18 protein-coding genes and 1 riboswitch are annotated in these 18,430 nt (G+C 66.2%); of the genes, 9 read left to right on the forward strand and 9 right to left on the reverse strand.

Going from position 1 to position 18,430, the window contains the following annotated elements:
* Nucleotides 1-2: 2 nt before the first annotated feature.
* From speB to AB4037_RS00485, 3 genes are all read right to left on the reverse strand, one after another.
* Nucleotides 3-872 carry an agmatinase gene (speB, locus tag AB4037_RS00475; protein WP_441770522.1) on the reverse strand — a complete coding sequence of 290 codons (870 nt, stop codon included), beginning with the start codon at nt 870-872 and terminating at the stop codon, nt 3-5.
* 280 nt (nt 873-1,152) lie between these two features.
* Complete coding sequence (locus tag AB4037_RS00480; protein ID WP_441770169.1) at nt 1,153-1,770, reverse strand: DUF1989 domain-containing protein; 618 nt, start codon at nt 1,768-1,770, stop codon at nt 1,153-1,155.
* 60 nt (nt 1,771-1,830) lie between these two features.
* Nucleotides 1,831-2,421, reverse strand: a complete 591-nt coding sequence (locus AB4037_RS00485) for an arylesterase (RefSeq protein WP_441770170.1) — start codon at nt 2,419-2,421, stop codon at nt 1,831-1,833.
* Nucleotides 2,422-2,499: 78 nt separating this feature from the next.
* Between AB4037_RS00485 and AB4037_RS00490 the strand changes: the two genes are divergently transcribed.
* Nucleotides 2,500-3,198 carry an ABC transporter ATP-binding protein gene (locus tag AB4037_RS00490; RefSeq protein ID WP_441770171.1) on the forward strand — a complete coding sequence of 233 codons (699 nt, stop codon included), beginning with the start codon at nt 2,500-2,502 and terminating at the stop codon, nt 3,196-3,198.
* 175 nt (nt 3,199-3,373) lie between these two features.
* A complete protein-coding gene (locus AB4037_RS00495) occupies nt 3,374-4,273 on the forward strand; it encodes a lipid kinase (protein WP_434958024.1) in 900 nt (299 codons plus the stop codon).
* On the opposite strand, the gene AB4037_RS00500 is transcribed toward AB4037_RS00495, so the two are convergent.
* From AB4037_RS00500 to AB4037_RS00525, 6 genes are all read right to left on the reverse strand, one after another.
* Nucleotides 4,274-4,936 carry a phosphatase PAP2 family protein gene (locus AB4037_RS00500; RefSeq protein ID WP_441770172.1) on the reverse strand — a complete coding sequence of 221 codons (663 nt, stop codon included), beginning with the start codon at nt 4,934-4,936 and terminating at the stop codon, nt 4,274-4,276.
* A gap of 190 nt (nt 4,937-5,126) precedes the next feature.
* Nucleotides 5,127-5,732 (reverse strand): cob(I)yrinic acid a,c-diamide adenosyltransferase, encoded by a 606-nt coding sequence (gene cobO / locus AB4037_RS00505; RefSeq protein ID WP_434958022.1) that lies wholly within the window; start codon nt 5,730-5,732, stop codon nt 5,127-5,129.
* Between the two features lie 12 nt (nt 5,733-5,744).
* Nucleotides 5,745-6,251 carry a bifunctional adenosylcobinamide kinase/adenosylcobinamide-phosphate guanylyltransferase gene (gene cobU, locus AB4037_RS00510; RefSeq protein ID WP_441770173.1) on the reverse strand — a complete coding sequence of 169 codons (507 nt, stop codon included), beginning with the start codon at nt 6,249-6,251 and terminating at the stop codon, nt 5,745-5,747.
* Between the two features lie 124 nt (nt 6,252-6,375).
* On the reverse strand, nt 6,376-8,565 hold the full coding sequence (locus tag AB4037_RS00515; RefSeq protein ID WP_441770174.1) for a molybdopterin cofactor-binding domain-containing protein: 2,190 nt from the start codon (nt 8,563-8,565) through the stop codon (nt 6,376-6,378).
* 4 nt (nt 8,566-8,569) lie between these two features.
* On the reverse strand, nt 8,570-9,025 hold the full coding sequence (locus tag AB4037_RS00520; protein ID WP_434958019.1) for a (2Fe-2S)-binding protein: 456 nt from the start codon (nt 9,023-9,025) through the stop codon (nt 8,570-8,572).
* 196 nt (nt 9,026-9,221) lie between these two features.
* A complete protein-coding gene (locus AB4037_RS00525; RefSeq protein ID WP_434958018.1) occupies nt 9,222-9,590 on the reverse strand; it encodes a hypothetical protein in 369 nt (122 codons plus the stop codon).
* 95 nt (nt 9,591-9,685) lie between these two features.
* A riboswitch (cobalamin riboswitch) is annotated at nt 9,686-9,902 on the forward strand.
* Nucleotides 9,903-10,010: 108 nt separating this feature from the next.
* Between AB4037_RS00525 and AB4037_RS00530 the strand changes: the two genes are divergently transcribed.
* The 7 genes from AB4037_RS00530 to cobJ all read left to right on the forward strand — a co-directional run bounded on the left by AB4037_RS00530 (nt 10,011) and on the right by cobJ (nt 18,429).
* A complete protein-coding gene (locus AB4037_RS00530; RefSeq protein WP_434958017.1) occupies nt 10,011-10,394 on the forward strand; it encodes a DUF1636 family protein in 384 nt (127 codons plus the stop codon).
* Nucleotides 10,391-11,425, forward strand: a complete 1,035-nt coding sequence (gene cobW, locus AB4037_RS00535; RefSeq protein WP_434958016.1) for a cobalamin biosynthesis protein CobW — start codon at nt 10,391-10,393, stop codon at nt 11,423-11,425. The genes AB4037_RS00530 and cobW overlap by 4 nt, the downstream gene beginning before the upstream one ends.
* Entirely contained in the window at nt 11,425-14,853 is a 3,429-nt protein-coding gene (gene cobN, locus AB4037_RS00540; protein WP_441770175.1) for a cobaltochelatase subunit CobN, read from the forward strand. The genes cobW and cobN overlap by 1 nt, the downstream gene beginning before the upstream one ends.
* Entirely contained in the window at nt 14,850-16,235 is a 1,386-nt protein-coding gene (gene cobG / locus AB4037_RS00545) for a precorrin-3B synthase (RefSeq protein WP_441770176.1), read from the forward strand. Before cobN ends, cobG begins: the two co-directional genes overlap by 4 nt.
* A 78-nt stretch (nt 16,236-16,313) precedes the next feature.
* Nucleotides 16,314-16,943 (forward strand): precorrin-8X methylmutase, encoded by a 630-nt coding sequence (locus AB4037_RS00550; protein ID WP_441770177.1) that lies wholly within the window; start codon nt 16,314-16,316, stop codon nt 16,941-16,943.
* Nucleotides 16,940-17,683 carry a precorrin-2 C(20)-methyltransferase gene (locus AB4037_RS00555; RefSeq protein ID WP_441770178.1) on the forward strand — a complete coding sequence of 248 codons (744 nt, stop codon included), beginning with the start codon at nt 16,940-16,942 and terminating at the stop codon, nt 17,681-17,683. The genes AB4037_RS00550 and AB4037_RS00555 overlap by 4 nt, the downstream gene beginning before the upstream one ends.
* Nucleotides 17,680-18,429 (forward strand): precorrin-3B C(17)-methyltransferase, encoded by a 750-nt coding sequence (gene cobJ, locus AB4037_RS00560; RefSeq protein ID WP_441770179.1) that lies wholly within the window; start codon nt 17,680-17,682, stop codon nt 18,427-18,429. The genes AB4037_RS00555 and cobJ overlap by 4 nt, the downstream gene beginning before the upstream one ends.
* Nucleotide 18,430: the final 1 nt, after the last annotated feature.

The following is an 18,430-nucleotide window of genomic DNA, read 5'->3' on the forward strand; positions in this document are numbered from 1 at the left end:
CCTCAGCCGCCACTCGCCATCACGCAGAGCAGCTCGAACATCAGCGTTGCGCCGGTCAGGGCGGTGAGGCCCGAGGGGTCGAGTGGCGGAGAGACTTCCACCAGGTCCGCGCCGACCAGATTGGCGCCTTCCATCAGGCGGATCATCGCCTGGGCTTCGCGCGAGGAGATCCCGCCGATCTCCGGCGTGCCCGTGCCAGGCGCGAAGGAAGGATCGAGCGCGTCAATGTCGAAGGTGAGATAGGCGGGGTGCTCGCCGATGATGGCGCGCGCTTCGGTCATGACATCGGCCACGCCGCGGGCCATGAACTCCTCGATGAATACGATGCGGACGCCCGCGGCGCGGGCGAAGTCGTAATTGGCTGCGTCGGAGATCGCCCCGCGAATACCGATCTGGATCATGCGCTTGGGATCGACCAGTCCTTCCTCGATGGCGCGGCGGAACGGCGTGCCGTGGTTGTAGCGGCTGCCGAAGAAGCTGTCATAGGTGTCGGAATGAGCGTCGAACTGGATGAGGCCCACCGGGGCCTGCTTTGCCAAAGCGCGCAGGATGGGCAGGGTGGTGAGATGGTCGCCTCCCGCCGTCAATGGGCGGGCGCCGGCGGCATGGATCTCGGCATAGAAGGCCTCGATGCTCTCCAGGCTGGCCATGAGATCGAGCGGATTGATCGGCGCATCGCCGCAATCGCCCGCCCGTACCCGGTCGAAGGGCGAGATGCCGGTGACGTGGTGCACCCGCCGCACCAGGCTCGACTGGTTGCGGATCTCACGGGGGCCGTGCCGAGCGCCGGTACGATTGGTCGCGCCACCATCGAAGGGAATGCCGACCAGGGCGATCTCGACCTCCTCCGGTCTTGCCATGGGCAGGCGCATGAAGGTGGAGGGGCCGGCAAAGCGCGGCACCACGCCCGAATCGAGCGGCTGGAAGGAATTGTTGCTGCTCACTTTTTCGTTCCTGTCCGGGGAGCCAGAGGGCTCTTATCTGAAGGGTTATATCGAAGAGATTATCATCCCCGGAGAGCCACGCAGTGGCGAGGAAAGGGGATCCAGGAATTCCAGGCGAAGTCCTTTCGGCCCCTGGATCCCCTTCCCGCCGCCTATGGCGGCGCCGGGGATGACAGAGCACTCTGCTCTCAAGCCGCGCCTGAGGCGGTCAGTCGATGGTGTAATGCGCATCCTGGGGGATGCAGTCGGCGCCGTTTACCGGCACCAGGTCCTGGGGACAGGCCGAGAAAACGATGATCAGGTCCATCTCGGCCCTGAGGCGGACATGGGATCCCGGCGTCGACACCGGCGGCTGGAAGGAGACGCTGCCGTCTTCACCGACCGGGATGTTCATGAACAGGTTGAGCGGGCTCGGTGTCTCCGCGTCGGTGACGCCGACCGAAGCCAGGGCATTCGCCAGATTGTCGGTGCAACTGTCGTGATGGCCAACATGGCCTAGCTGCTCATAACGATAGCGATCGCAGGCGGCGATCAGCGTGTCGTGGATGCCGCCGGAATTGTCCTCGGTCAAGGTGAGCATGGGGCGGCGGCGATTGCTGCGCAGCGTGTCTCCGACCTGGGGATTGACGCGCAGCATGGCGCCGCGGCTGTGCTCCATCGACATGAACTCGCCGGGATCCTCGGCATTGAAGGCCCAACTGTCGACGACCTGGCTGCCATGGGTGTTGATCACCGTCACAGTCTGCCCGGCCTTCACCCGCTCGGCCACGCCCTTGCGGGCCGGAATGAGCCGCAGCTCACCTTTCGCTCGCTCCTCGATGCCCATTCGTGCCGCCTCCCTTGAAATTGCCCCGGCACTAGACGCGCTCGGCCTTGGTGCCCAGCCTTATCGCAATTTTCTAACGAACTCCGCTACCACCGGCGCCAGCCTTGTAACGATCACGTCGACGCCGGCGGCGGTCGGATGCATGCCGTCGGCCTGATTGAGGCCCGGTGTGCCAGCGACGCCATCCAGGAAGAAGGGATAGAGTACAGCCCCATATTGGCTTGCGAGATCGGGATAAACAGCATCGAACGCCTTCTGATAGTCGGCGCCGAGATTGGGCGCGGCGCGCATGCCCATGAGCAGGACCGGGATCTTGCGCTCCTTGAGGCGCTCCAGCATGGCGGCGAGATTGGCCCGGGCGAGCTTGGGATCGAGCCCGCGCAGCATGTCGTTGGCGCCGAGTTCGATCAGCACCGCCTTGGTACCGTCGGGCACCGACCAGTCGAGCCGGGCGAGGCCGCCATCGGTGGTATCGCCGGAGACGCCGGCATTGTCGATCACCACCTCGACGCCGAGCTTGGCGAGGGCGGCCTGCAGCTTGGCGGGATAGGCATCCTTGGCTTCCAGGCCAAGCCCGGCGGTGAGGCTGTCGCCCAGGGCCACCAGCCGCAGCGGTTCGGCGGCCGCCGACACGCTCGTGAGCGGGGTCATGACAAGCAATGTGAGAATTGCCACAATCGATGCATAGATACGATACACGATCACGAAAACCTTTCAGGCAGGATGCGAATGAGCGAAGCGATCGATCTGGCTGATGTCCATCTCAGCCTCGGCACCGGTGCGGCGCGCGTTCACATTCTCAAGGGCGTTACGCTGAAAATAAGGCAGGGGGAAGCGGTTGGCCTCGTCGGTCCTTCCGGTTCGGGCAAATCCACGCTTTTGATGACGCTGGGCGGCCTGGAGCGGCCCGACAGCGGCAGCATCCGCATCGCCGGGCGGGATCTTGGTGTCCTCGACGAGGATGGCCTCGCCAAGTTCCGCGGGCGGCATATCGGGATCGTCTTCCAGTCCTTCCACCTCATCCCCACCATGACGGCGCTCGAAAATGTCGCCGTGCCGCTGGAACTGGCCGGTCGGCGCGATGCCTTCGCCAGGGCGGAAGCCGAATTGGAGGCTGTGGGGCTCGGGGCACGCAAAGCCCATTATCCGGCCCAGCTCTCGGGCGGCGAGCAGCAGCGCGTGGCGCTGGCCCGCGCCCTGGCGCCCGAGCCGGCCATCCTGATCGCCGACGAGCCGACCGGCAATCTCGACGAGGGCACCGGCGCGGGCATCGTCGAGCTGATGTTCCGTTTGAAGCGCGAGCGCGGCGCCACCCTCGTGCTGGTTACGCACGACCTCGGTCTTGCCGCCCGCTGCGACCGCATGATTCGCATCCGTTCCGGTCATATCGAGGCGGACGAGGCGACGAAGGCCGAGGCGGCGGAATAGGTCTTCCCAGCTCCATCAGGCCGATGGAGCGTGGCCGGCACACCGGATGCCGCGCTTTTCGACAGGCCCGAGATCCCGAACTTCGCCGTGCCATGGCCACGGAATGCGCCAGATTGCCGATTAGGCAATTCGGTTTTAGGTCTCGCGCCCTGCGCGAGGGGCACTGGGGAAGAGTATGGTTGATTCACGACAGGGCAGGCGTGCCCTTTTCATCGTCAATCCCAACGCGCGCAATGGCGGCAAGGGCACCGATGCGATCCGCAAGGTGCTGGAGACGGGCGGCATCGATCTCCTCGAGGCGAGCCCGGAAGGGGATGAGAAGATCGCCGACGTGATCCTGCGGCGCCGGGAGGAATGCGACCTCGTCATCGTCGGTGGTGGCGACGGCAGCCTCAACGCCGCCGCCCGGGGGCTGATGGAGGCGGGCCTGCCGCTGGGTGTGCTGCCGCTCGGCACCGCCAACGATTTCGCCCGCACGGTCGAGATCCCGGCCGATCCTGTGCAAGCTGCCGAGCTCATCGTATCGGGGCAGCCCAGACCCATGGACCTGGGCGAAGTCAATGGCCAGCTCTATTTCAACGTGGCCAGCATCGGCTTCAGTGCCGACCTTGCCGCCGAGCTCTCCGAGAAGGCCAAGAAGATGTTCGGCAAGCTCGGCTATGGCATCGTGGCGGCCCGGCTCTTGGCGCGCTCGCAGCTTTTCACCGCCTATCTCGACCATGACGGCCACACCGAGAGGATCAAGACCCTGCAGGTCTCGGTCGGCAACGGCAAATATTACGGTGGCGGCATGAGCGTCGAGCAAACCGCCACGGCAGACGACGGCAAGCTGGATTTCTACAGCCTGGAGGTCGATCATTGGTGGCGCCTGCTCAAGCTGCTGCCGAGCCTGCGCAAGGGTACCCATGGCCAGTGGGACGATGTGCGGGCCTTCGCTACCACCGAACTGGTGATCCGCACCAACCGGCCGCGCCCGGTCAACACCGACGGCGAGCTTACCACCTGGACGCCGGCGCATTTCAAGCTCCGGCGCCACGCCATCGAAGTCTATGCGCCGCCGGCGAAGTCTGGCTGATCAATGTCCCGACAGACGCTGCGCCAGGAGCGAGCAGAACAGGGCCCAGCCGGCGCCGATCACCCAGCCGGCGATCACGTCGGTGGGCCAGTGCACCCCGAGATAGACGCGGCTGATGCCGACCACGAAGGTCAGCAGCGTGCACACCACCATGATGTAGATCGACAGGGCTCCCGAGGGAAAGCTGCGGGCCAGCATGATGCCGAGCGTGAAATAGACGGTGGCGGACATGAACGAATGGCCGCTGGGAAAGCTCGACGTGTAGACCCTGGACCCATGCGCCACCAGGTCCGGCCTCGGCCGGTCGAAGCCGTATTTCAAGAGCGAGCTCATCAGAATGCCGCTGCCGATGGCGAGGATGACGAAGACGGCACTGCGCGGCGATCCCGAAAGCGCAAGAAAACCCGCTACGACCAGGGTGGTCAGCGTCAGCACGCCGACGCCGCCCAGGCCGGTGAAATCGCGCATCATTTCCTCGAGCCAGCCCGGCCCGAGCGGATCGGTGAGATCAGCGGGATTGCGCATCATCAGGAGAATGGCGCGATCGAAGGCTTCCGTGCCTCCCTGCGTGACCAGGCCGGCTAGCACGGCAAAGATCAGGGCCGCGCCGGCGACGCAAAGGATGGCGACCAGCGCCGAGCGCTCGGGATGCTGTTGGATCATGAGGATTGCGAGGCTCTGCTAACGATGAAGACGCTGGAGCCGGCTGTCATTCCCGGCCGAGCGTTTACAAGCTTGCTTGTGAACGTGAGGGGAAAGGGATCCAGGGGCCTAAAAGCGCTGCCTGCAACCCCTGGATCCCCTTCCCAAGGCCTGCGGCCTTGCCGGGGATGACAAGTATCGTATCGAATCATTAAAACTCGATGCCTTGCTGGGCCTTCACCCCGGCGGCGAAATGATGCTTCACCAGAGTCATCTCCGTCACCAGGTCGGCGGCCTCGATCAGCTCCGGCTTGGCGTTGCGGCCGGTGACGACGACATGCAGGTCCGGCCGGCGTGCCTTCAGGGTCTCGACGACCTCGGTGAGGTCGAGATAGTCGTAGCGTAGCGCGATGTTGATCTCGTCGAGCACGACGAGGCGAATGGCGGGGTCTGCCAGCATCGCCTTGGCCGCCTCCCAGGCGCGGCCGGCGGCGGCGACGTCGCGCTCGCGGTCCTGGGTCTCCCAGGTGAAGCCCTCGCCCATGCTCTTCCAGGTCACCAGATCCTCGAAGCGTTCCAGCGCCTTGCGCTCGCCGGTCGACCAGGCGCCCTTGATGAACTGCACCACGCCGATCTGCCAGCCATGGCCGAGCGCGCGCATGATCAGGCCGAAGGCGGCTGTGGACTTGCCTTTGCCGGGACCGGTATTGACGATCAAGAGGCCCTTTTCGGTGATGGTCTTGGAGGCGACCTCGGCGTCCTGCACCGCCTTGCGCTTTTCCATCTTCGCCTTGTGGCGCGCGGCATCGTCGGTCATGTCAGCATCCAATCACTTCACCACCATCGGCAGGCCTGCCACCATGAAGATCACCTGGTCGGCGAGGGCTGCGATCTGTTGATTGAGCCGGCCCTGCTCGTCGCGGAAGGCGCGGCCCAGGGCGTTGTCAGGCACGATGGAAAGACCGACCTCGTTGGAGACCATCACCACCGGGCCGGACGTCGCCCCGAGACTCTCCTGAAGCCGGAGGAAGGCGGATTTGAGGTCGTGGCCGCCGAGCATGAGGTTGGTGAGCCAGAGCGTCAGGCAGTCGACCAGCACGGGGCCCTGCGTTGCCGCGAGTGCTCCGGGTAGGGCGAGAGGGGCATCGACCGTGCGCCAATTGGCGTCGCGCCGGGCCTGATGCTCGCCGATACGGGCCCGCATCTCGTCGTCGAAGGTCTCGGCGGTGGCGATATAGGTCCAGGGGGCGGGATGGGCCGATATCAGGTTCTCCGCATGCCGGCTCTTGCCGGAACGCGCGCCGCCGAGGACCAGGGTGAGTCGAGGCTGGGACATGGAGCCTTCCTGCCGGGTCTTGGGCAGGAAGGCAAGTGGAGCGCGGACTTCCAGTCCGCATCTTCCTCTACCGCAAGCGCGAGGTTTCCAAGATGCGGACTGGAAGTCCGCGCTCCGAACAAGCTCACACCGGTCCCCATTTCAGGTCGGTGTTCCTAACCGGCAGGCTGCGGATGCGCTTGCCGGTAGCGGCGAAGATCGCATTGCAGACCGCCGGGGCGATCGGCGGCGTGCCGGGCTCACCGATCCCGCCCCATTTCTTGCCGCCGCTGAGCACAAGATGGGTCTCGATGACAGGCGTATCGGCAAGGCGGGCGACCTGGTAGTCGTCGAAATTGCCCTGCACCACCGCGCCCTTCTCGATGGTGATCTCGCCGAACAGGGCGGCCGAGAGGCCATAGATCACCGCGCTCTCGATCTGCATCTCCACGGTGAGCGGATTGACGACATGGCCGCAATCGACGGCTGCTACCACGCGCTGAACCTTCACCTCACCCTGCGGGCTGACGGCGAGCTCGACGACCTCGCCGACGATGGTGCCGAAGGATTCATGGATGGCGATGCCGCGCCCCTGGCCCTTGGGCAGCGGCTTGCCCCAATCGCTCTTCTGAGCCAGCCTATCGAGCACGGCGAGAAAATCAGGCTTGCCCTCGAGGAGCTTGCGCCTGAAGCGATACGGATCCTGGCCGGCGGCCAGCGCGAGTTCGTCGATGAAGCTCTCCAGGGCGAAGGCATTCTGCGACGAGCCGACCGAACGCCAGAACATCACCGGCACATGGGTGTTCTTGAGGATGCAGTCGACCTGGGCCGCGCCGGAGCGGTAGGGCATGTTGGCAAGGCCCTCGACCGCGGAAGGTTCGACCCCGTTCTCCACCTTGCCCCAGCCGAGCGAACGCTGGATGGAACCCACGGCTGTGCGGACATGGATTGCGGCCGGCAGGCCGTCGTCACCGAGGGACGCCTGGAAGCGGATGGCGGCCTGCGGGCGATAGCGGTCGTGGCGCATGTCCTCCTCGCGCGTCCACACCAGCTTCACCGGCTTGCCCACCGCCTTCGACACCGTCACGGCCTGCACGAGTTCGTCGTTGACGGCGCGCCGGCCGAAGCCGCCGCCGAGGAAGCAATTGTGAATCTCCACCTCGGAGGGCGCGACACCGGCCGCCTTGGCGGCGAGCTGGAGCGCCATGTCGGGATTCTGCGTGCCCATCCAGACCTCGACCTTGCCGTCATGGACATGGGCGGTGCAGTTGAGCGGTTCCATCGGCGCATGGGCCAGATGCGGCGCCTGGTAGAGGGCGTCGACACGCTTGCCGCGAGCGAGGGCGGCGTCGACATCGCCTTCCTTGCGCGCCGTGACGGCGGGGCCGTCGAGGGCTGCGACATAGTCGGCATCAAAACCCTTGCTGTCCGTATCGGCGGCCGAGCCTTCTTCCCATATCACGGGCAAGGCGAGTGCCGCTTCCTTGGCGCGCCAGAACCGGTCGGCCACCACGGCGAGGCCGCCCTCGATCGGCACCACCGCCAGGATGCCGCGGCGCCCCTTGATGGCGGCTTCGTCATGGGATTTCACGCGGCCGCCGAAGACGGGACAGGTCACCACGGCGGCATAGACCATGTCAGGCAGGCGGATATCGATGCCGAATTGCGCCGCCCCCGTCAGCTTGGGCGGCGTATCCAGACGCGCCAGCGGCTTGCCGATCAGCGTGAACTGTTCGGGCGTCTTGATGGCCGGCTCCCTCGTCAGCGTGACCTTGGCAGCCTCGCCGGCCAGCTCGCCAAAGCGCAGGCTGCGATTGCTGGCCTGATGCAGCACCTTGCCGGCATCGACGCTGCAGCTTTCGGCCGCCACCTGCCAGCGCGAGGCAGCAGCCTGCACCAGCCTTTCGCGGGCATTGGCGCCGGCTGCCTGCAGGAATTCGCGCGAGCGGCGCACGGCGCCCGAACCGCCGGTACCCATGCGCTTGTAGACGGTGTTCTCGCGCAAATTCCGGTTGGCCGAGGCGTATTCGGGCTTCACCTTGGCCCAGTCGCAACCGAGTTCCTCGGCGACGATCATCGGCAGGGCCGTGAAGATGCCTTCGCCCATTTCCGATTGCGCCACGCGGATGATCACGGTGTCGTCGGGCTCGATCAGGATCCAGGCATTGATCTCGCCGTCGGTGGAAGCACCGCCCCAGGGTTGGTCGGCGATATCAAGGGCCTGTGATGCAGCGGGGATGAACCCGCCGATCATCAGGCCGCCGGCGGCAGAGAAGCCGATGGCGAGAAAGCTGCGCCGGCTCAGCGCGGTGGACGTGCGGTCGATCGCGTTCATGGCCTCATCCCTTCATCAGTTCGGCGGCGCGATGGATGGCGGCGCGAATGCGCGGATAGGTGCCGCAACGGCAGATATTGGTGATGCCGTTGTCGATATCCGCGTCGGTGGGGGTGGGCGTATCCTTCAGGAAGGCGACGGCGGCCATGATCTGGCCCGACTGGCAATAGCCGCATTGCGGCACGTCCTCGGCGAGCCAGGCCTGCTGGACCGGATGCTTGCCGTCCGCCGACAGGCCTTCGATCGTGGTGATGGTGGCGCCGTCGACGTCACCGATCTGGGTCTGGCAGGAACGGATGGCGGCGCCGTTCACATGGACGGTGCAAGCGCCGCATTGGGCGATGCCGCAGCCGAACTTGGTGCCGGTGAGGCCGAGTTCATCGCGCAGGACCCAGAGCAGAGGGGTCTCGGGCTCGATGTCGAGCCGGTGGACGGTCGAATTGACGGTGATGGCAACCATGGGCAGGCCTTCCAGCGGCTGATGCCGGGCAGAAGTGCCGGGCCCATCGGCGTCGGCCTTCTGGTGGGCGATTGCGGGAAGGCAGAATTGTGGCGGCAATCATGGCGGCGGGGTGACGGGTAACGCAGACGTGAGAGTTTGTGCAGTCTGGAAACGGTCGAGAAATGTGGCCGCCAGTTGCGAAGGGGCCCCCGGCCTATTGCTTGAACCAGATCCGGCTATAGCCGAGCGCGTCGCCGGCGATGGCGACGAGGACGCCGACCGAGACGAGGATGAGGCCGATCATGAAGGTGCGCACGATGCGGCGATAGACTGGCGCCTCCAGTGATTTGACCGAGAGCATGCCGGCCAGCGCCCAGACTTGGAAGATGATGCCGCCCCCGATGAGAAAGACGGCGGCCAGGTCTTCCGGGATCCAGGTTCCTGGCTGCGATGCCCAGTTGTTGAGAAAGCCCAGCGAGAAGGCGAGCACGACGCCGATGGCCGTCACCGAACCGCCACGGAAGATGACGTCGATCTTCTGCGGCTCGGATGACGGTATCGGCGGCAGCTTCTCTTCGGGCATGGCAACCTCGTTGGTGTGGCGACGTCGCCGCCCTTTATGCCGGATTTTGCGCGTGCTTTGGAAGCGGGAACATTGACAAGCCCGTCCGCACACCCCTTATGTCAGCCACGATCGGTCTCTCGTTATGAGAGAAGAGGGAATGCGGTGCGGATGAAGAGCGGCCAGTCGATGGCTGCCTTGGATGCCAAAGCCGCGGCTGCCCCCGCAACTGTAAGCGGCGAGCGCCCCGCCTCGAGGCCACTGGGTAACCGGGAAGGCGGCGGGGGGCGATGAGCTGCGAGCCAGGAGACCTGCCGTTCGCAACCTTGTCACCGGTCCGGGCGGGGCGCCTCGGAGGCCGGTTCCGTTTTCCCGGACGATCGTCGGCCTCGCCGTCGGTCCCGCGCCCTCCATCCGCTTCGGCGGCGATGAACAGGGCCGATGCCACAAACACCTCTTCCAGTTCGGCTGCTCGTCTGCGTGACCTGCAGGCGCGAGGGCGACGATCCCGACGCGCCGCGCCAGGGGGCACGGCTGCGCGATGCGCTCGCCGGCATGCTGCCTGAAGGCGTCGAGTTGCAGCCGGTCGAATGTCTGGGCAATTGCAAGCGTTCCTGCACGGTGGCGCTCACGGCCGAAGGTACCTGGACCTATGTCTTCGGTGATCTCAGTGCCGAGAGCGGCCCCGACGTCCTCACCGGCGTCAGCCTGCTGGCCCATTCCACCGACGGCCTGATGCCCTGGCGCGGCCGTCCTGAAGTCTTCAAGCGCAGCATGATCGCGCGCATCCCACCCATGCCAACACTCAAGGACGCCGCCGAATGAACGCGCACACCAAAGTTCCCTGCACCATCGTCACCGGCTTTCTCGGAGCCGGCAAGACAACGCTGATCCGCAATCTGCTGGCCACCGCCAATGGCCGCAGGCTGGCGCTGATCGTCAACGAGTTCGGCGATGTCGGCGTCGACGGCGATATCCTGAAGTCCTGCGGCATCGAGAGCTGCCCGGAAGACGCCATCGTCGAACTCGCCAATGGCTGCATCTGCTGCACCGTGGCGGATGATTTCGTGCCGGCGCTGGAAATGTTGCTGTCGCGCCCCAACCCGCCCGAGCATATCGTGATCGAGACCTCTGGCCTCGCTCTGCCCAAGCCGCTGGTCAAGGCCTTCAACTGGCCGGCGATCCGTTCGCGTGTCACCGTCGACGGCGTCATCGCCGTGGTCGACGGCGCCGCGGTTGCGGCCGGACGCTTTGCCGATGATCCGGAAGAGCTCAAGCGCCAGGCCGAGGGCGACGCCTCCCTCGACCACGACAATCCGCTCGAGGAGGTCTATGAGGACCAGCTCCTCTGCGCCGACCTCGTCGTGCTCAACAAGGCCGATCTCCTTTCCGCCGGCGAAGCCGACAGCGTGGAGAAGGACATCGAGAAGACGGTGCCGCGCGCCGTCAAGGTGGTGCGCACCTCCGAGGGCCGCATCGATGCCGCCGTGCTGCTCGGCCTCGGGGCCGCGGCCGAGAACGATCTGGAGGCGCGTCCCTCCCACCACGACCACGAGGCCGAGCACGACCACGACGACTTCGATACCTTCATCGTCGACCTGCCCGCCATTCTCGATGCCGATGCCCTGGTGGACAAGCTGAAGGCGGCGGCCGAGGAACATGATATCCTGCGCATCAAGGGCTTCGTCGCTGTCGACGGCAAGCCGATGCGCCTCTTGGTCCAGGGCGTCGGCGCCCGTTTCTCGCAGCATTTCGACCGCGCCTGGGCGCCGGAGGAAACCCGTTCGAGCCGCCTCGTCATCATCGGCGAGAAGGGTATCGACCAGGCCGGCATCCGCAAGACGCTGGAGGGCTGATGCATCTGCTGCCGGCCGATACGCGTTCGCTCGACGCCAGCGAGGCCGCCATCGATCTGGGTCAGGCACCCGGCGCGATCGTGTTCGCCTCGCTGACCGATAGCGACCTCGCTCTGGCGGCCGCTTCCGGCCTTGACGATTTGCGCCTGGCGCCGTTGCAGAAGCTGCGCCATCCGATGTCTGTTGACCTCTATATCGAGAAGACTGCTCGCCATGCCAGGGTGATCGTGGTGCGCCTGCTCGGCGGACTCGATTATTGGCGCTATGGCGCGGAGGAACTGGCCGCGACGGCACGCAACAATGGCATTGCGCTCGCCTTGATTCCCGGTGACGATAGGCCCGATGGACGCCTGTCCCAGCTCTCCACCGTGCCCCAGGATGCCCTGGACCGGCTCGCGCATTACTGGCGTGAAGGCGGCCCGCAAAATGCCCATGCCTCGCTGCTTTATGCCGCAAGGCTGGGCGGTTTCGATTTCGGCGAGCCGGAAGCACCGGTCGCCGTGCTGAAATATGGGGTGTTCCTTGGAGCGCAGGCGTCCTCGCCTCGACCCTCCCCATCGAGGAGAGGGTATGGGCGCGCTGTCATCCTCTTCTATCGCTCCATCCTGCTCTCAGCCGACACTGCTCCCATCGAGGCCTTGACGCTGGCCCTCGGTGCCGAGGGCCTCGCCGTATCCGCCCTCTATGTCGGTTCGCTCAAGGATGGGGAAACGGCGGCATGGGTGCGCCGGCAGCTTGAGGACCTTCAGCCCCGGGTGATCCTCAATGCCACTGCCTTCTCGGCCCTGGCCGACGACGGTGCTTCGCCGCTGGACGTGGCCGGCTGCCCCGTCCTGCAGGTGATCACCTCCTCCTCGGCGCAGGAGGCCTGGGAAGCCTCGACCCGCGGGCTGTCGGCCAGCGACCTTGCCATGCATGTCGCCTTGCCGGAACTCGATGGCCGCCTTTCGGCTGGCGTGATCTCCTTCAAGGCCGAACGCGAGGAGGGCACCTTCAGCCGTCTCGCCCATGCTCCCCATCACGAGCGCATCGCCGCCGTGGCCGCCAAGGCCGCCGCCTGGGCCCGTCTCGCCGCCAAGGCGCGGACGGAGCGCAGGCTCGGCCTGATCCTCTCGAACTATCCGGGTGCAGACGGCCGTCTCGCCCATGCCGTTGGCCTCGATGCGCCCGCCTCGGCCCTGGCGATCCTGGAGCGGCTTCGCGACGAGGGGTATGTAGTTGGTGATCTGCCACAAAGCGGTGCCGATCTGCTGGAGCGGTTGGGCCGATCTCTTCCTGGGATTGCAAGCCTCGAGCCTGCCCTCGGAAACACGGCCGATAAGAGCACGCCGGAAGCCTCCGATCCCAGGGAGCTTTCCCTCCCGCTCGCGGTTTACCGGAGTTGGCTCGACACCCTTCCCGTTACCCTCCGGGACAAGCTCGCGGCCCAGTGGGGCGATCCATCAGCCGATCCGCTTTGCCTCGACGGCGCCTTCCGCTTTGCGGGCCATCTCTGCGGCCATGTCGCGGTGGCAGTGCAGCCCGATCGCGGCTCGGCCCTTGACCGCAAGGGCGACCACCATTCGCCCGATCTGCCGCCGCGCCATGCCTATCTCGCCTTCTATCTGTGGTTGCGCCAGGTTTTCGGCATCGACGCGATGATCCATCTCGGCACGCATGGCACGCTGGAATGGCTGCCAGGCAAGGCGGCGGCCCTATCTGCCCAGTGCTTTCCGGAACTGGCTGCAGGGTCCGTGCCGGTGCTCTATCCCTTCATCGTCAACAATCCCGGCGAGGCGGCACAGGCCAAGCGCAGGCTCGGCGCCGTCACCATCGGCCATCTCACCCCGCCCTTGCGGGAGGCTGGCCTTTCCGGCGGGGCCATCGAGGTCGAGCGCCTGATCGACGAATATGCCAGCGCCGATGGCCTCGACCAGCGCCGCATGGCCTATCTCAGGCGCGAGATCCTCGAGCGAGCCGTCGAAACAGGCCTGAGCGCCGAATGCGGCATCGCTCCCGGCCTCGACGAGGACGAGACGCTGGCGCGCCTCGATGCCTTCCTGTGCGACGTCAAGGAATTGCAGATCCGCGACGGGCTGCATGTCTTCGGGCGTCGGCCGGAGGAGAGCGCCCACCTCCTCGATGTCCTGGCTGCCTCCTGCGGCGAGGAGGAGCGTCCGGTTTTGGCCGCTCGGCTCGACAGTTGCGGTGACAGCGAAATGGCAAGCCTTCTCGCCGGCCTCGACGGATTTTTCGTGCGGCCCGGCCCCGCCGGGGCGCCGACGCGCGGGCGCGCCGACGTGCTGCCGACCGGACGTAACCTCACCACAACAGACCCACGGGCGGTTCCGACCCGCGCCGCCTACGCGATTGGATCGCGTGCGGCGGATGCCTTGATCCAGCGCTATCTGCAGGATCACGGCGATTATCCCAAACGTATCGTGCTCGACCTCTGGGGCTCGGCGACCATGCGCACCGGTGGCGACGATCTCGCTCAAGGATTGGCCCTGCTGGGCGTCAAGCCGGTGTGGGACAACGGCTCCAATCGCGTCTCGGGCTTCGAGATCCTGCCGCAGGCGCGGCTCGACCGGCCGCGCGTCGACGTGACCCTGCGCATATCAGGCCTGTTCCGCGATGTGTTCGCCCAGCAGATCGCGCTGTTCGACGAAGCGGTCAGGGCCGTCGCCGCCCTGGAGGAAAGCGCGGAATGGAATCCGCTGGCCGCCACGGCGAAGGCGAGCGGCGAGCGCCCGCTGCGCATCTTCGGCGCTGCCCCATCAGCCTATGGCGCGGGGATCACCGACCGTATCGCGCGGGGAGCCTGGGAGACGCGGGCCGATCTCGGGCGTGATTATCTCGCCGCGAGCGGCCATGCCTATGGCGCCGGCATCGAGGGCGATGCCGTACCGGCTGTCTTCGCCGAGCGGGTCGCCTCGGCCGATGCCCATGTCCATGGCCAGGATCATCGCGAGATCGACATCCTCGACGACGTCACCTTCGCGGCCTACCAGGGCGGTTTTGCGGCGGCGCTGGAAGCACTCGGTGCCAAGGCCGCCCTCTATCACGCCGATCTCTCCAATCCGCAGGCGCCACGTTTGCGCAGCCTCGGCGAGGAGGTCGGCCGCCTCGTGCATGGCCGGGCCGCCAGCCGGCGCTGGATCGACGGCATGATGGTGCATGGCTATGCCGGGGCCGCCGAGATGGCCAATGCCATGGATTCGCTGTTCGCCTTCTCGGCGACGGCCGGCATCGTCACCAACGCCGCCTTCGATCGCATGCACGAAGCCTATGTCGAGGACGAGGAGGTTGCGGCCTTCCTCGCTTCAGCCAATCCCGCTGCGGGTCGGGCGATCCGGGCGCGGCTGGCGGAAGCGATCCGCCGGGGGCTGTGGCAGCCGCGTCGCAATTCGGCCAGCCGCCTGCTGGACGAAGCTGGGAGAGCGGCGTGAGCGAGCCGTCCAATCAGGTCAAGGGCTGGTGTCCGGGGGCGCTCAGGCCGATGCGCTCGGGGGACGGGCTGATCGTGCGGGTACGTCTCACCGGTGGGGATCTCAGCCCGGAACGCGCGGCCGCGCTGGCCGAGGCTGCCCGGCGCTTCGGCAATGGCCTGATCGATCTGACCTCCCGTGCCAATCTGCAGATGCGCGGCGTCAGCGACGAAACCCTGCAGCCTTTGCTCGACCGGCTTGCCGAACTGGGCCTGCTCGATGCCAGTGCTGCCGCCGAACAGGTCCGCAACGTGATTGCAAGCCCGCTCGCCGGGCTCGATCCGAGCGCGCCTGTTGACGTGCACCCTATGATCCGAGCGCTGGAGCTGAGGCTGATTGGAAACGAGCGTTTCCATTCTCTCCCGGCCAAGTTCGGCTTTCTGCTCGACGGCGGCGGCGTGCTGCCGCTTGACGGCGTCGAGGCCGATATCGCCCTCCGGCCCGAGGATGACGGGCATCTCCGCCTGGAAGCCGGTGGGGAAGTACTCGGACGGGTGAGGGTGGAAGAAGCCCTGGAGGCGGCCCTCGGCGTTGCCGAGCGCTTCCTCGCTTTGCGCCAGCCCGATGAACGCCGCATGCGCGATCTGGTGAGGCGGTTGCAGGATGAGGCACACTTACCTTCTCCACGAAGTGGGGAAGGTGGCGTTGCGAAGCAACGACGGATGGGGTGTGGCCCGCTAGCGGCACTCTATCCGGATAATATGCTTCTAGCGAACCCCACCCCATCCGGCCCGACTTCGTCGGGCCACCTTCCCCACTTCGTGGAGAAGGCAGTTGCACCCACTCGTCTCGCCGGCCCCCACGACGCGGGCTTCTTTACCGCCGCGGCTCCGTTCGGGCGGCTCGATGCCGGCCAGCTCGAAGGCCTCGCTGCCATCGCGGCGCGTCATGGCGCTACGCTGCGCCTGACGCCCTGGCGCGCCATCCTGCTGGCGCCGCTTGCCGTCGACATCGCCACGGAGGTGTCGTCCCTAGGCCTCGTCGTCGATCCCAACGATCCGCGACTTGCCATCGCCGCTTGCCCCGGCAGCCCTTCTTGTCTATCCGGCGAAGCGCCGGCACAAGCCGATGCTGCCAGGTTGGCGCCGGCACTGGCCGGTTTTATCGAAAGGGGGGCGAGCGTGCATGTCTCGGGCTGTGCCAAGGGCTGCGCGCGGCGCGCGCCAGCCTCGATCACGCTGGTGGGGCAGGGCGGACGCTACGGCATCGCCTTCGACGCCGACAGCAAGGCGCCGAGCGAGACGGAACCGATGTCCTTGGGCGAATTGACGGCGTTTTTGGCCAAGCGACTACAGCATTTTCCAGAAAAGTTGAGCGACTTTCCGATTAAGAAAATGCGCTAGAACAAGGAGTTGGAGACAGTTGCGATTCGATGGAATTGCAGTTTCTTCCAGCCGAAAAGAGTTTCAAGAGCTGTGACCATGTCTGAACGCGACTATATCCGTGACGGTGCCGAGATCTATCGCCGCTCCTTCGCGATGATCCGTGCCGAAAGCGACCTGTCGCGCTTTTCGGCCCTCGAGGCCCCCGTCGTCGTGCGCATCATCCATGCCTGCGGCATGGTCGAGGTCGCTGCCGATGTCGAGATGTCTTCCGACTTGGTATCGAGCGCGCGCGCTGCGCTCAGGGCCGGCGCGCCCTTGTTGTGCGATTCGAAGATGGTGGCCAATGGAGTGACCCGCGCCCGCCTGCCTGTTGACAATGACGTGATCTGCACGCTCGACGATCCACGCACGCCCGATCTTGCCCGCAAGATCGGCAACACCCGCACTGCGGCGGCCATGGAACTCTGGCGTGAGCGTCTCGGCGGCGCCGTGGTTGCCATCGGCAATGCGCCGACCGCGCTCTACCATCTCATGGACATGATCGACCGCGGTGCGCCCAGGCCCGCTGCCATTCTCGGCATTCCCGTCGGTTTCGTCGGTGCCGCCGAATCCAAGGACGACCTCAAGGCCTGGGGCAAGGTGCCCTGGCTGATCGTGCGGGGCCGCAAGGGCGGCAGCGCCATGACAGCGGCGTCGATCAACGCCCTGGCGAGCGAAATCGAATGAATAGCCCGACGTCTCCCTTGGGTCGTCTCTATGGCGTTGGCGTCGGCCCCGGCGATCCCGAGTTGATGACCCTGAAGGCGGCGCGCCTCATCCGCGCCGCGCCCGTCATTGCCTATTTCTGCAAGCAGGGGCAGCGCGGCCATGGCCGCACCATCATCGAAGGCTTTCTTGCCGATGGCGTCATTGAGGAAAAACTGGCCTATCCGATGACGACGGAAGTGTCCGCCGCCGATCCGGTCTACCATTCGGCGCTCGGCGGCTTCTATGACGAATCGGCGCGCCGGCTGGCCGATCACCTCGATGCCGGTCGCGATGTCGTGGTGGTGTCGGAGGGCGATCCCTTCTTCTACGGCTCCTTCATGCCGATCTTCCATCGTCTGGCTCCCTCCTACGAGACCGAGGTTGTCGCCGGCGTTTCGGGCATGGCGGGCTGCTGGACACGGGCCCGCACGCCTATCACCTATGGCGACGATATCCTCACCGTCCTGCCCGCGACGCTGGACGAGGCGGCGCTCAGGCGCCATCTCGAACTTGCGGACGCGGCGGTGATCATGAAGCTCGGCCGGCATTTTTCGAAAGTTCGCGCCGTGCTGGAGGAACTGAATCTCGCCGAGCGCACCGTCTATGTCGAACGCGGCACCATGGCCGGCGAGAAGATCATGAAGCTGCCGCCAGCCAATTTCACCGGTGCGCCCTATTTCGCCATGCTGCTGGTGCCCGGCCAGGGGCGGCGGCTGTGACCGGCCGCGTCATGATCATCGGCCTCGGGCCAGGGCCGGCGAAGTGGGTCACGCCCGAAGCCAGCGCGTTGCTGGCGGAGGCGACCGATATCATCGGCTACGGCCCCTATGTCGACCGCGTGCCGGCAAGCCCGGCGAAGCGCCATGCCAGCGACAACAGGGTCGAGGTCGATCGTGCCCGCCACGCGCTCGAACTCGCAGCCGGCGGGGCACGCGTTGCCGTGGTCTCGGGCGGGGATCCCGGCGTCTTCGCCATGGCGGCGGCGGTCTTCGAGGCGGTCGAGGCGGGGGATCCGGCCTGGCGTGACCTCGACATCATGGTCGCTCCCGGCGTCACCGCTGTCCTGGCCGCTGCCGCGCGGCTCGGCGCACCGCTCGGGCATGATTTCTGCGTGGTCTCGCTGTCCGACAATCTCAAGCCCTGGTCCATCATCGAGAAACGGCTGATTGCGGCGGTGGAGGGTGATTTCGTGCTCGCCTTCTACAACCCGGCCTCGAAGGCCCGGCCCGAGCAGATCGGCAAGGCATTCGACGTGCTGCGCCGCCAAGCCGGCGAGCGCGTCGTCGTGCTCGCCAAGGCCGTCGGCCGGCCGGACGAGGAGATCATCCTGACCAGCCTGTCGGCAGTGAAGCCAGAAGAAGTCGATATGCGCACGCTCGTGCTGATCGGCTCCTCCCAGACCCGGCTGATCGAGCGCGGCAATGCGGAGCCCTGGATCTATTCACCCCGGAGATGGGAAGCGTGAC

Source organism: Labrys sp. KB_33_2 (assembly GCF_052114505.1).
In the GTDB taxonomy this organism is placed as follows: domain Bacteria; phylum Pseudomonadota; class Alphaproteobacteria; order Rhizobiales; family Labraceae; genus Labrys.

Excerpts from the sequence above, each read along its gene's own strand:
- AB4037_RS00485 (WP_441770170.1), bottom strand. The coding sequence starts at position 2,421 with ATGACCCCGCTCACGAGCGTGTCGGCGGCCGCCGAACCGCTGCGGCTG.
- AB4037_RS00530 (WP_434958017.1), top strand. The coding sequence starts at position 10,011 with ATGCCACAAACACCTCTTCCAGTTCGGCTGCTCGTCTGCGTGACCTGC.
- AB4037_RS00550 (WP_441770177.1), top strand. The coding sequence starts at position 16,314 with ATGTCTGAACGCGACTATATCCGTGACGGTGCCGAGATCTATCGCCGC.
- AB4037_RS00525 (WP_434958018.1), bottom strand. The coding sequence starts at position 9,590 with ATGCCCGAAGAGAAGCTGCCGCCGATACCGTCATCCGAGCCGCAGAAG.
- cobO (WP_434958022.1), bottom strand. The coding sequence starts at position 5,732 with ATGACCGACGATGCCGCGCGCCACAAGGCGAAGATGGAAAAGCGCAAG.
- AB4037_RS00480 (WP_441770169.1), bottom strand. The coding sequence starts at position 1,770 with ATGGGCATCGAGGAGCGAGCGAAAGGTGAGCTGCGGCTCATTCCGGCC.
- speB (WP_441770522.1), bottom strand. The coding sequence starts at position 872 with ATGCGCCTGCCCATGGCAAGACCGGAGGAGGTCGAGATCGCCCTGGTC.
- cobU (WP_441770173.1), bottom strand. The coding sequence starts at position 6,251 with ATGTCCCAGCCTCGACTCACCCTGGTCCTCGGCGGCGCGCGTTCCGGC.
- cobN (WP_441770175.1), top strand. The coding sequence starts at position 11,425 with ATGCATCTGCTGCCGGCCGATACGCGTTCGCTCGACGCCAGCGAGGCC.
- AB4037_RS00555 (WP_441770178.1), top strand. The coding sequence starts at position 16,940 with ATGAATAGCCCGACGTCTCCCTTGGGTCGTCTCTATGGCGTTGGCGTC.
- AB4037_RS00495 (WP_434958024.1), top strand. The coding sequence starts at position 3,374 with ATGGTTGATTCACGACAGGGCAGGCGTGCCCTTTTCATCGTCAATCCC.
- AB4037_RS00500 (WP_441770172.1), bottom strand. The coding sequence starts at position 4,936 with ATGATCCAACAGCATCCCGAGCGCTCGGCGCTGGTCGCCATCCTTTGC.
- AB4037_RS00520 (WP_434958019.1), bottom strand. The coding sequence starts at position 9,025 with ATGGTTGCCATCACCGTCAATTCGACCGTCCACCGGCTCGACATCGAG.
- AB4037_RS00490 (WP_441770171.1), top strand. The coding sequence starts at position 2,500 with ATGAGCGAAGCGATCGATCTGGCTGATGTCCATCTCAGCCTCGGCACC.
- AB4037_RS00515 (WP_441770174.1), bottom strand. The coding sequence starts at position 8,565 with ATGAACGCGATCGACCGCACGTCCACCGCGCTGAGCCGGCGCAGCTTT.
- cobW (WP_434958016.1), top strand. The coding sequence starts at position 10,391 with ATGAACGCGCACACCAAAGTTCCCTGCACCATCGTCACCGGCTTTCTC.